The sequence below is a fragment of the Nitrospirota bacterium genome, from assembly GCA_016214855.1.
Classification (GTDB): domain Bacteria; phylum Nitrospirota; class Thermodesulfovibrionia; order Thermodesulfovibrionales; family UBA6898; genus UBA6898.
In genome coordinates this window covers 46,415-58,632 of sequence record JACRMT010000015.1, presented here as the reverse complement: position 1 = coordinate 58,632, position 12,218 = coordinate 46,415, and the positions used below count along the sequence as shown (strand labels likewise).

Below are 12,218 nucleotides of genomic sequence, written 5' to 3'. Positions count from 1 at the left end.
CAAAGAACGATGCCCCGCGATAATCTGCGGGGCATCGTTCTTTATGGATCTGCGATTGATTTGCCAAATGCGGTCGACACTATTTTATTTGAACGGAACTACACCTTAACCTTCCAGACAGTGCCTTCCTTCTTGTCTTCCAGTACCACCCCTTTATCTTCAAGCTCCTTTCGGATCAGGTCTGCCGCTGCCCAGTCTTTCGCCTCACGCGCCTTTTTCCGTTCAGCGATCTTCGCAAGAATAAGTTCTTCGGTCATATCAGGACACCTGAATTTCATCAGCGCCTTGTTCCATCCCTCAGGCGTACGACCGAAAATATTGAGGATACTGCCGGCTTCCTTAAGGAGTTCTTCTGCTCCTGTTACGAGAGCAACTGCCTTTGAGCCTGCCGGTTTTCCATCGAGATATTTATTCAGCATGCGGATCAGTTCGAAGATATTGCCGATCGCAAGTGCCGTATTGAAGTCATCGTCCATGGCTTCCGTAACTTTGTTCCTGAAGTGGCCCGACATCTCCTCGAATGTCTTTTCTTCTGTGCCTGCCTTTTCCTTTGTATGATCCTGAACAAGGAAATCACGCACACGGAGCCCAGTAGTATAATACCGGTCTATTGATGCCTCGGCCTCTCTCAGCTGTTCATCGGAAAATTCGATAGGGCTCCGGTAGTGGGTTGAAAGCAGAAAGAACCTTACCGGCTCGGGGTCAAACTTTGAAAGGATCTCCTTGATGGTAAAGAAGTTGCCAAGAGACTTTGACATCTTCTCCTTATCCACGGTGATGAAGCCATTATGCACCCAGTATTTTGAGAACGGCTTGCCGGTAAATGCCTCTGACTGGGCGATCTCATTTTCATGGTGCGGGAATGTAAGGTCAGCACCACCACCATGAATATCGAACGTATCGCCGAGATGCTTCCTTGACATGGCAGAACATTCTATATGCCACCCTGGTCTGCCGGGCCCCCAGGGGCTGTCCCAGGACGGCTCTCCTTCTTTCGATGCCTTCCAGAGGGCGAAATCCATCGGGTTTCTCTTGCGCTCATTAACATCCACCCGTGCACCTGCGATCATATCATCAAGATCGCGCTTTGAAAGCTTTCCATAATCACTGAACTTTTCTATCTGGAAATAGACATCTCCATCCACAGCATAGGCATACCCTTTGTCCACAAGGCCTTTGGTAATGTCGATGATCTCCTGAATATGCTCGGTCGCCTTTGGTTCAATGTCAGCCCTGCCCACGCCGAGCTGATCCATGTCCTGATAATATTCAGCGATATATTTTTCTGCAACCTCGTTCCAGGCAATGCCTTCCTGTTTCGCCCGGTTGATGATCTTGTCATCGATATCAGTGAAGTTCTTTACGAACGTAACATGGTATCCCCTGTACGCAAGATACCGGCGCATGATATCAAATATAATGGAGCTCCGCGCATGACCAATGTGGCAATGGTCATACACGGTTATTCCGCAAACATACATCTTCACCTGCCCTGGCGTTACCGGGACAAAATCCTCTTTCTTGCCGCTCAGGGTATTATAAAGCTTCATCCTGCCTCCTTTTTGCCTATCACTCTGAGGAGTCTCCATTTTTTTGGCAATCTCTGAAATCCGGGCTTCAAGGTCCTTTATCTTTTCGTTCATCGGGTCAGGAAAATAGTCCATTACCTCAACAAGCCCGTCTTCGGTCGTCATCCTTATGATCTTCTTCCTGGTGATCCTGCCCGGCACGCCAACACATATGGCATTGTCAGGCACAGGCTTCAGGATCACCGAGTTGGCGCCTATGACGGCGTTATTGCCGATCTCTATGGCACCCAATATCTTGGCCCCTGCGCCAACGGTCACGTTATTGCCGAGTGTAGGATGACGCTTGTCCTTTTCCTTGCCGGTACCGCCGAGGGTTACTCCCTGATAAAGAAGGCAGTTCTCACCCACCTCTGCGGTCTCGCCGATCACGACCCCCATGCCATGGTCTATAAAAAAACCTGCGCCTAATTTTGCCGCCGGATGGATCTCGATCCCGGTAAGCAGCCGCGCAGCATGAGAGAGCAGTCTTGGGATGACCGGAATGCCGGCGTTCCAGAGAATATGGTTTATTCTATGCATGAAAATGGCATGAAACCCGGGATAGGCAAGGATGACCTCAAGGCTGTTCCGTGCAGCAGGGTCTCTCTCGAAAACTGCCTTGTAGTCCTGTCTTATATCCCTCCAGAAGCCCATGTTTAGAGCGTATTATACATAAAAAACAGAACCGCTGTGCTATTATTCTTCATGCAGATCAGCCCGCAATCAGATCTTCGGCAGATGATCGCAGATTATATGGAGAACGGGTTTCTTGACAACATCATTGACATGTTCCGGCATGACAGCTCGCTTTATGACCTTATCGGGACCTTGATACAGGACGAGCGCGTCAGAGTAAGGGTCGGCATTACGGCCCTGATGGAAGAACTGAAGAGGCTTGATCCTGTTAATGTCATTCGCGCCCAGAAAAATCTGCTGCCTCTTCTTGCCAGCTCCGAAGCGGTTGTGCGGGGTGATGCGGCAAACCTTATCGGCATTATCGGTGACAAGGGTTCGCTCCCGTTTCTTCAACAGTGCCTCCTGGATATGCATGAGGGTGTCAGGATCATTGCACAGGAAGCTATTGCCCAGATACAGACTCAATAGGAATCCCTTTATTACGGAGTTATGATGAAACGTATTGCAAACTTTCTTTTTGAAGCCGGCATGCTCAAGCGCGCACCAAGGACCGGGTTCCAGTTTCTGGGATCAGGATCCGAGTCAGTTGCGGAACATATATTCAGGACTGCGTACATCGGGTTTGCTCTCGCCCACCTTGCAAAGGATGCAGATCATGACAAACTTCTCAAGATGTGCCTGTTTCACGATCTTCCTGAGGCCAGGACAGGGGATCTGAATTACGTCAATAAAAAATATGTAAAGGCTGACGAGGAAAAGGCGGTCAATGATCTTGCAGACACGCTTCCCTTTGGTGATGAGATCAGAGAGTTGATATTCGAGTTCATGAAGGGCGAGAGCCTGGAGGCAAAACTGGCGTATGATGCGGATCAGCTCGAAATGATCGTGGCCCTCAAGGAACATAAAGACCTCGGCAATACCTACGCAGACGAATGGCTTATCTTTGCGCTCAAAAGACTGAAAACGGATATTGCCCGCGAACTTGCCAATACCATACTCGAAACAGACTCATCGCTTTGGTGGTTTTCAGACAAGAGCGACTGGTGGGTGAAAGGGAATAAGGAATAGTCTCATGTCTGCAGATATGGAATTCATAGAGGTCAGGGTCGACAAAAGCCATATCATAACTATTGGAGAGCGTCTCTATTCAGAAAGCATCGAATTTATCCGCGAGATCGTAAACAATGCCTATGATGCAGATGCAACCCTTGTAGAGATCACCGTATCCGAAGACAGCATCGAGATAAGAGACAATGGCTCAGGCATGGACCGTGAAGGATTGAAGCAGTATTTTAATATAGGCTCCCAGCAGAAGCTCCATACTTCAAAATCCCCCGTTCATCACCGTGACCGAATTGGCATGTTCGGCATCGGGAAATTTGCAAGCCTTTCGGCATGCGAACGGTTCGAAGTTCTCACAAAAAAAGGAGATTTTGTCGGCAGGATTGTATTTGACAAGAAAGAATGGGAAAAGGCAGACAATGCATGGAACCTGCCTCTTGAGATACTGCCTGCTGATTTCAGGAAAGAAGACGGCACAACGGTAATGCTGACCGGCATGAACAGACGGTTCGAACTCCTTGACATAGAAGCGAAGATCATTGAAGGTACGCCGCTTAAGGCTCCCCAATTCAGGGTCAGGCTTAACAGCCACACCATAACACCCCGGAGCCTTTCAGGCCACAGGATCCCTTTTCTGGAAGGCACTTTCTTCGGACCTGTGCATGGAGAGATAATAATCCTGCCCCAGACCATGGCCTCAATAAATGATCTCGGAATCGAGATAAAGGTGAAACAGGTGACAGTGCGGCGCGAACTCTTCGGCATGGAGACATGGGGAAGGATTATGTCCAGGGTCAGAGGTGAGGTTAATGCTGATTTTCTTCCAATCACCAGTGACCGCACAGGATTTATCAAAGACTCGCCTGAATACATTGCATTTATCTCTGTTATGGAAAAGGCTATTGAGGAAGCCAAAAAAGTATTACATCGTTTAAGTGCAAAGAGTGAGGGCCGGGTCGTAAGCCGCGCGCTCAATGAGGCCCTGCAGCGCATATACAAGTCTCTTTCCAGGAATCCGGAACTGTCTCCTTTTGGCGCCCTGCCCATAGCTGATGAAGCCGGAAAAGGCATCGGTTCTGCAGGGCTACTCTCTGAAAAACCAGGGGAACCTGCAGCTCAGACTGTCAAGCCTGAATCAGGCACAGAAACCATTTCGCCTGAAAAGAAGAAGAGGAAGAAGAGACCAACTGTAAAAAAACTCACTCCCAACGCAGTAATCAAGAAGATGAAGTTCGGTCAGTACGGCGTCTCTTGTATTGTTGATGGTTTTGGAGAAGAGGGGCCTGAAGTATTCACTGAAGAGACTACCATTTATATCAACAAAGACCACCCATTGTACCGTCGTGAATCTTCAAAGGCCGATACCCATACCCTGAATCTGGCAAGGCTTATTACTCAGGAGATCGCACTGATGAAGGACTCAAAAAATCCCCGTCAGGCATTTGAGAGACAGAGCAGGCTCCTGAAAGATGCATTTGTGGAAAAGACGGAATAAAAATACTTGCTGTAAAATACTGTTGATCTCAAATACGCTAACAATACAAACACAATGAATGAAGCATTAAGAACAGTCTTCGGATTTGAGGCATTTCGGCCCAACCAGGAAGAGATCATCAAAAACATCATGGCGCGCCGTGATGTTTTTGCCGTTATGCCGACCGGGGGAGGAAAGTCACTCTGCTATCAGCTTCCGTCAAAGATGCTTGAAGGAACTGCCGTTGTCATCAGCCCTCTTATCGCACTTATGAAAGACCAGGTTGACGCTGCCCGGGAAAATGGAATATCAGCAGCATTCATCAACAGCTCAATGTCACAGAAGGAGATCACAGATGCCTGCATCTCTCTGAAACAGTGCAAGACAAAGCTGCTCTATATCGCGCCAGAGCGTTTTGCTATGCCGGAATTTCTTCAGTTTCTGAGAGGCCTTACTCTTTCGCTCTTTGCCATTGATGAGGCCCATTGCATATCAGAATGGGGCCATGACTTCAGGCCTGACTATCTCGGACTGTCTGTTATCCCGAATGAGTTTTCGGATGTGCCTATTGCTGCCTTTACTGCAACTGCGACTTCGAAGGTACAGGAAGATATCATAGGCAAGCTCGGTCTCAGATCGCCCTTTATCGTGCGAGCCTCTTTCAACAGATCCAATCTCTTCTATGAGGTGAGGCCAAAAACAAAGGTAAATCTGCAGATATTGGAGTTTCTGCAGAGCCGCAAGGGGGAGTCCGGCATTATATATCGGACAACAAGGGACTCTGTTATGGAAATGGCTGAGTTTCTTTCGTCTCATGGAATCAAGGCCCTCCCCTACCATGCAGGTCTGTCCTCTATGGAGCGAAATAATCACCAGGATGCCTTCAGCCGCGATGAAATACAGGTGATTGTTGCGACCATCGCCTTTGGCATGGGCATTGATAAATCGAATGTTCGTTTTGTAATCCATGCTGATCTGCCAAAGAATATCGAGAATTATTATCAGGAGACCGGTCGTGCAGGCCGCGACAGTGACCCGGCGCATTGCCTTCTCTTTTTCAGCAGGGGTGACATACCAAAGATTCGATATTTTATCGACATGATGCCGGACGATATTGAGCGCACAATTGCGATCGAAAAGCTGAACAAAGTTGTTGAATATGCAGAGCATGCAGTCTGCAGAAGAAGGCGGCTTCTCGGTTTTTTCGGCGAGACCTACCAGGAAGACAATTGCAGAACGTGCGACATATGCACAGGTGTAGTCCAAAGGACTGATATCACAAAGGATGCGCAGATCATCATGTCTGCAGTCTCCCGGACCGGTCAAAGATTCGGCGCTGGTCATATCAGTGATATTGTGTCAGGTGCAGACACAAAGAAGGTTTGGGAGCTGAGGCATAATGAGATAAAGACCTTTGGGGCCGGGAAGGATAAAAACAAGCAGCACTGGCGGTTTCTAATCAATGAACTTCTTGCCCAGGAGATGCTCATACAGGAAGGACATCCGTATCCAATATTGAAGCTCACTCCAAAGGGCTCAGACGTTTTGTATGGGAAGGCAGAGGCAGCTGCCATAAGCAGACATACTGAACCAAAAACCAAACACAGTTCAGATACGCATTCTGTTGAATATGACGAGGCTCTGTTTGTTAAGCTGCGCCTTCGGAGAAAGGAAATAGCATCAACCAATAATGTGCCTCCCTATATCATCTTTTCGGACAAGACCCTGCGTGAAATCAGCTGTAACTTGCCTGAATCGCTGCAGGAGATGAGGCGAATAAACGGAGTCGGGGATCAGAAACTTGAACAGTACGGCGCATCATTCATCTCTGTCGTCAGAGAGTATTTAAGAGAAAATCCCAGCGCACAGAAAGCGGATGAGCATATCAATGATTTTCCAGAACAAACTCGAACGAAGCAATCCAAAAGCAAAAAGGGCGAAACTTTCGAGGAAACATATGCATTGTTTATGGGCGGAATGTCGCTCGATGATATTGCAAAATATAGGAAACTTGCCACTGCCACCATCGCCCTGCACTTTGACCAGCTTATCCGTAGTGGCAGAGATATAGACATTGATCGCCTTGTTGACCCTGTAACACGGGCTGAAATCACAGAATTCTTCCAGTCTTCAGATTTATCAGCATTAGGGCCGGTCATTGAGCATTTTGACGGGAAAGTAAATTATGAAGAAGCCAGGATTGTCAGGGCATGGATGCAGCGAGAAAAATATTAATTACAGCATCTGTCCATCATACGATAGCCGGTTCTGTTCATCCTGCAACAGCTTTCCAGGCCCACTCAACCAGCGAGATTCCGATGTAGCAGGCCAATTTCCAGTAGATGTTGGATAAGAGCAGGCTGCCCATGAAAACTGTCCAGTCTCTTTTGCCCATGCCGTTGAACTTTCCTTTACGCAGGTAAGCGGTTGTGGTGAAAGGATCATAGTGAAGCGACAGAAAAAGAGAAATCATAGAATCGCTTCTTTTTAAAATCCATGCCGTGAAGCGTCCTATCGCTCTGTTGCCTCTATAGGTTTTCAAATCCTTTATTGCCTCTATTCCGAGCCAGTCCCGCTTTGACCAGTCGTAAAAGGTCATTGTCATGAGGTTGGCAGCAAACGCAAACTACACCGCCCTTGAGAATGCCTCGCCTCCGCCTCGCCTTGAAGGTCATTAGAGCTGTAAGCAGGTAAGCCTTCTGTCTTTATTTATACCAATAAATATTATATGATAATATCAATCTTGGCGAGGATGGAGGTTGAATATGCAAAAAAATACCAGCGTAACGATAGGCGCACACTATGAACAATTTATTTCTCAGCAGGTCGCTCAGGGCCGTTTTGGTTCAACCAGTGAAGCAATACGGGCCGGACTCCGGCTATTGGAGGAACGGGAAACCAAACTATCCCTGTTACGTCGCGCACTTGTCGAGGGGGAGGAAAGCGGAAAAGCCGTCTATTCCCTCAAGGGTTTAATTGATGAGCTTGATGACGGTGGGCTCAAGTAATGCCCTCTTTTACCATCACAAATAAGGCCAAGATCGATTTGATAAAGATAGGCCGTTATACACAGGAGCATTGGGGACGCGAACAGCGCGATCAGTATCTAACCATGCTGGATGTCTGTTTTCATCAGTTGGCTACCAATCCTCTTCAAGGAAAGGACTGAAACGAGATTCTGGAGGGCTACCGTAAACTCAACGCTGGCAGTCATGTGATTTTTTACCGTCAAACGCTTATTGATACGATAGAGATTGTCCGCGTTCTTCACGGACGTATGGACATAGAAGCACGGCTTGCTGTCCCGTAAGACTCTGATGCTTCAGTCAGGGACGCTCCTTCTCAAGCAGGCAGATAGCTTGGGCTGCGATCCCTTCGCCTCTGCCGATAAATCCCATGCCCTCGTTCGTCTTTGCTTTAATATTGATCTGTTCTGCCGGGATGCCGGTCTGCGCTATAGCTGCCTTCATCTTTTCGATATAAGGGGCGAGCTTCGGCCTTTCCGTAATAATAGTTGAGTCGATCCACGCAATAGTGTACCCCTTCACTTCTGCCAGCTCCACAATAGATTTCAGCAGTTCGATGCTCACGGCATCTTTCCACTTCGGATCAGTGTCAGGGAAATGAGCCCCTATATCTCCAAGACCGAGTGCACCTATAATTGCATCAGTAATGGCATGACAGAGCACGTCAGCATCTGAATGGCCGAGCAGCCCTCTTTCATGGGGTATCTCAACGCCGCCAATAATAAGCTTCCTACCTTCCGCAAAACGGTGCGAGTCATATCCCGTGCCGATCCTCATTGTTTACCCCACATCTTCAGAAATGCTTCAGCGATCACAAGGTCTTCCGGCGTTGTAATCTTGATATTTGTATATTCCCCTCTTACTGCCCTGATCCTGCCCCCGTTGCTCTCAACAAGCGCAGCATCATCAGTTGCATAAAAAGAATCCTTTACTGCCTTTTCATAGGCAGAAAGGAGCGGCTGATAGAAGAAGATCTGGGGCGTCTGTACAGCAATGAGCGTATCCCGCTGCAATGTCTGCCGGATCAATTCTCCCCCTGTCTCTTTTATTGTATCTTTAGGCGGCACACCGATCACAACACCATCGCATCCTGATAATGCCCCGAGCGCTTTCAGCACTGTCTCTGGTTCAAGAAAGGGCCTTGCCCCGTCATGGATAAGGACAATCGATCCTCTGTCCTGTATAAGCTGAAGTCCGTTATAGACAGAATCCTGCCGTTCCTTGCCGCCCGGAGCTATGCGTTTCACTTTTGTGATCTTGTAGCGCTCAAAGAGTTCTTCACCTGCCTGGATGTCAGCCTCCTTGAGCACAGGGATGATCTCTGAAATCTCAGACATCTCCTCGAGGGTTTCGAGTGCCCATAGCAGAACAGGCTTGTTGCCCAAGGTCTCGAACGGCTTATTCTTGTTCTCTCCGAACCTTCTTCCAAGTCCTGCGGAAGGGACGATTGCTACTACGTTATACTTCATGGAAGCACCTACTGAACAGAAGCAAATATATTTGAAGTAACAAGATCATAAGTAATCGGAAAGTGTTGTAAAATCCCTCCTAACCTCCCTTTGCCAAAGGGAGGGATATTGCCCCTCTTTGGCAAAGAGGGGCAAGGGGAGATTTTTTAAATGAGTGAGCATTATCTATGGCGTCCTTAATGTTAAGAGGATTTGATCGTCACGTAAAACTTTTTGCCCCCCCGGTTGACGAAAAGGAGTGCCGCATCTCCCGGTTTTATCCCTGCTACAGCCTTATTGTAATCGTTCAGTCCTTCGATCCGCTTTCTGTCAATTTCCTGGATCACATCTCCCTTGCGAATACCCGCCTCTTCAGCAGGGCTTCCTGTTTCGACCCGGACTACAACAACACCCTTCTCATCCTTGTGGAGTCCGAGCTGCCGGGCGATCTCCCGGGAGAGTTCCATGGCAGTCAATCCGGATAGCCCTTCAAAATTTGAGTCTTCAGGAACATTCCCCGGGGCTGCCTCTGCAATATCCTTTGGTAGCTCTACGATCAACACTTTAACGGCGTATTCCTTTCCGCCCCGCAAAATAGTGATCGGTATCTCGCTGCCGACCTTGCTCTGGGCAACCATGTTCCGGAGATTCCCCACGTCAGATATCTTCTTGCCGTTATATTCAAGGATGATGTCGCCCCTTTTCATGCCCGATTTTTCAGCAGGACTTCCCTTGGCAATATCTCCAACCAGTGCACCTTTCTCACTCTTCAGTCCGAACTTCTGAGAAAGCTCAGGCGTCAGTTCCTGGATCGTCACACCGAGCCAGCCCCGCGTCACCTTCCCTTTATCAACAAGCTGGTTCATCACAAGACGGGTCATATTGCTCGGCACGGCAAACCCAATGCCCTGGTACCCGCCGGACCGCGAAAAGATCGCTGTATTGACACCTATGAGCTCACCCCTGATATTCACAAGCGGGCCGCCTGAATTACCGGGGTTGATGGCCGCATCTGTCTGGATAAAGTCCTCGTAATCTGCTATGCCGACATTGGCCCTTCCCACAGCACTAATGATACCCATGGTAACCGTATGGCTCAGTCCATAGGGATTGCCGATTGCAAGCACAAACTCGCCGACCTGCAGCTTGTCCGAGTCGCCCCATTGCGCAGCCCTGAGGTTATCTGCCTCGATCTTCACGATAGCGATATCTGTTTTGGTGTCTGCCCCGATGATCTTTGCCTTGAAGGAACGTTTGTCAAAGAGCGTTACCCTGATCTCATCTGCCTGTTCAACAACATGATTATTGGTAATGATATATCCGTCTGCACTTACGATCACCCCGGAGCCGAGGCTCTGCTCTTTCCATTTTTTAGGCATCTTGAAATTGCGAAAGGGATTCAAAAGGTCAAAGAAGGGATCTTCAAGGGACGGACCTGCTTCTCTCTTCATGACCTTTGTTGTTGATATGTTCACGACAGAGGGCGAGATAGAGCCCGCGATCTCTGAAAAAGCCTTGCTCGTATCGATGATCTGCCGCGGCACATTCGGCGCGGTAAAGGACGTATAGCCCTTATGGGTGCCTGTCACCTTCTCAAGAAAATAGAACGAAACGCCGCCGATAAGAATGCCTATGAGCAGAAAAAGAACTACGATGCCGATTTTATTCTTCATGATTCATAATTATAATAGTCTGCCTGCATGATGTAAAGTATCCATTCTTGACAAAAACCCTGTTCTAATGCTAATTTTCAAAGCTCATAATACTTGGGAATCCAGGGGTTGGGATCGCTTTTTGTCGTCTTTTCTGCCTGTTTCAGTCCCAAAATTTATCCCTGTAATTTATATTAGGAGGTTTCTTATGATGAAACGCTATCTCTTGGCGCCTGGTCCGACGCCGGTTCCTCCGGAGGCCTTGTTGGCCATGGCAATGCCTATCATTCATCACCGTGCCCCTGATTTCGTGCCTGTGCTCGATTCGGCAAAGAAAGGGCTTCAGTGGCTTTATCAGACCAAGAACGATGTTCTGATCATCTGCTCGACCGGCACCGGCGGCATGGTCGGGTCGGTAAATAACTTCTTCACCCCCGGAGACAAGGCGCTTGTCATCAATGCCGGGAACTTCGGAGAGCGCTGGACCAAGATCTGCAAGGCCTACAACCTTTCCGTGGAAGAGATCAAGATAGACTGGGGCTATACCGTTAAACCTGAAGATATTGAAAAAGCGCTTAAGAAAGACCCTTCGATAAAGGGTGTCTTTGTACAGGCATCCGAGACCTCGACCGGCGTCTATCATGATATTCAGGCCATAGCTTCGGTGGTAAAGAACTTTGACAACACTATTCTTGTTGTTGACGCCATCTCCGCGCTTGTTGCCCACGACCTTAAGATGGATGAGTGGGGCATTGATGTCCTTATCGGCGGCTCGCAGAAGGGCCTCATGCTTCCCCCTGGCCTTGCCTTTGTCGGCGTAAGTGAAAAAGCCTGGAAGTTCGCAGAGACTTCAAAGTCTCCGAAATTCTACTTTAATTTCACGGCAGAGAGGAAGAAGCTCAAGGACAACCAGACTAATTTCACTTCTCCGGTCTCTTTGATCATCGGCCTGAACGAATGTCTGAGGCTGCTTCAGGCAGAGGGGCTCGAAAATGCTTTCAACCGCCATGCAAGGCTTGCCCACGCAACGCGTGCGGCCGTAAAGGCAATCGGTCTTGAGATGTACACCAAGGAATCACCCAGCAATGCTGTCACCGCTATCAGCGCGCCCAAGGACTTTGACGGCCAGGAGATATACAAGAATCTCAGGGTAAAATATGGCATAACTGCAGCAGGCGGCCAGGGACAGGCAAAGGGCAAGATATTCCGGATCGCCCATCTCGGTTATGCCGGCACCTTTGATACGATCATAGCTATTGCGGGTGTTGAGATGGTGCTCAAAGGCATGGGATATCCGCTCAAACTCGGCACGGGCGTTGCCGCTGCTCAAGAATTACTAATGGTATAGGAGA

General features: G+C 48.6%; 11 protein-coding genes and 1 pseudogene. 7 read left to right on the top strand and 5 right to left on the bottom strand.

Annotated features, from left to right (window positions below; translation table 11 throughout):
- Positions 1-98 precede the first annotated feature (98 nt).
- Positions 99-2,222 carry a cysteine--tRNA ligase gene (locus HZB62_13150; protein MBI5076097.1) on the bottom strand — a complete coding sequence of 708 codons (2,124 nt, stop codon included), beginning with the start codon at positions 2,220-2,222 and terminating at the stop codon, positions 99-101.
- An 84-nt stretch (positions 2,223-2,306) separates the two neighbouring features.
- Here HZB62_13150 and HZB62_13145 point away from each other — a divergent pair, with 84 nt between their 5' ends.
- The 4 genes from HZB62_13145 to recQ are packed head-to-tail and all read left to right on the top strand — an operon-like array spanning position 2,307 to position 6,975.
- On the top strand, positions 2,307-2,672 hold the full coding sequence (locus tag HZB62_13145; GenBank protein ID MBI5076096.1) for a HEAT repeat domain-containing protein: 366 nt from the start codon (positions 2,307-2,309) through the stop codon (positions 2,670-2,672).
- Positions 2,673-2,696: 24 nt separating this feature from the next.
- On the top strand, positions 2,697-3,272 hold the full coding sequence (locus HZB62_13140; protein MBI5076095.1) for an HD domain-containing protein: 576 nt from the start codon (positions 2,697-2,699) through the stop codon (positions 3,270-3,272).
- A 4-nt stretch (positions 3,273-3,276) separates the two neighbouring features.
- Positions 3,277-4,761, top strand: coding sequence for an ATP-binding protein (locus HZB62_13135; protein MBI5076094.1), 1,485 nt, complete (start codon positions 3,277-3,279; stop codon positions 4,759-4,761).
- 54 nt (positions 4,762-4,815) lie between these two features.
- Complete coding sequence (gene recQ, locus HZB62_13130; GenBank protein ID MBI5076093.1) at positions 4,816-6,975, top strand: DNA helicase RecQ; 2,160 nt, start codon at positions 4,816-4,818, stop codon at positions 6,973-6,975.
- Between the two features lie 37 nt (positions 6,976-7,012).
- On the opposite strand, the gene HZB62_13125 is transcribed toward recQ, so the two are convergent.
- Positions 7,013-7,345: a hypothetical protein gene (locus tag HZB62_13125; GenBank protein MBI5076092.1), complete on the bottom strand. Its 333-nt coding sequence runs from the start codon at positions 7,343-7,345 to the stop codon at positions 7,013-7,015.
- A 160-nt stretch (positions 7,346-7,505) separates the two neighbouring features.
- Here HZB62_13125 and HZB62_13120 point away from each other — a divergent pair, with 160 nt between their 5' ends.
- Positions 7,506-7,748 (top strand): type II toxin-antitoxin system ParD family antitoxin, encoded by a 243-nt coding sequence (locus tag HZB62_13120; GenBank protein ID MBI5076091.1) that lies wholly within the window; start codon positions 7,506-7,508, stop codon positions 7,746-7,748.
- Positions 7,748-8,050, top strand: a pseudogene (locus tag HZB62_13115) (type II toxin-antitoxin system RelE/ParE family toxin). The gene HZB62_13120 and the pseudogene HZB62_13115 overlap by 1 nt, the downstream one beginning before the upstream one ends.
- Positions 8,051-8,066: 16 nt before the next feature.
- Here the strand turns inward: HZB62_13115 and HZB62_13110 are convergent.
- The 3 genes from HZB62_13110 to HZB62_13100 all read right to left on the bottom strand — a co-directional run bounded on the left by HZB62_13110 (position 8,067) and on the right by HZB62_13100 (position 10,887).
- The gene (locus tag HZB62_13110; protein MBI5076090.1) at positions 8,067-8,543 is read right to left on the bottom strand and encodes a 2-C-methyl-D-erythritol 2,4-cyclodiphosphate synthase; all 477 of its coding nucleotides are present in this window, start codon (positions 8,541-8,543) and stop codon (positions 8,067-8,069) included.
- Positions 8,540-9,235 (bottom strand): 2-C-methyl-D-erythritol 4-phosphate cytidylyltransferase, encoded by a 696-nt coding sequence (gene ispD / locus HZB62_13105; protein ID MBI5076089.1) that lies wholly within the window; start codon positions 9,233-9,235, stop codon positions 8,540-8,542. The genes HZB62_13110 and ispD overlap by 4 nt, the downstream gene beginning before the upstream one ends.
- Before the next feature lie 182 nt (positions 9,236-9,417).
- Positions 9,418-10,887, bottom strand: a complete 1,470-nt coding sequence (locus HZB62_13100) for a DegQ family serine endoprotease (GenBank protein MBI5076088.1) — start codon at positions 10,885-10,887, stop codon at positions 9,418-9,420.
- A gap of 187 nt (positions 10,888-11,074) precedes the next feature.
- Here HZB62_13100 and HZB62_13095 point away from each other — a divergent pair, with 187 nt between their 5' ends.
- A complete protein-coding gene (locus HZB62_13095) occupies positions 11,075-12,214 on the top strand; it encodes an alanine--glyoxylate aminotransferase family protein (GenBank protein MBI5076087.1) in 1,140 nt (379 codons plus the stop codon).
- The last annotated feature ends 4 nt before the right edge of the window (positions 12,215-12,218 follow it).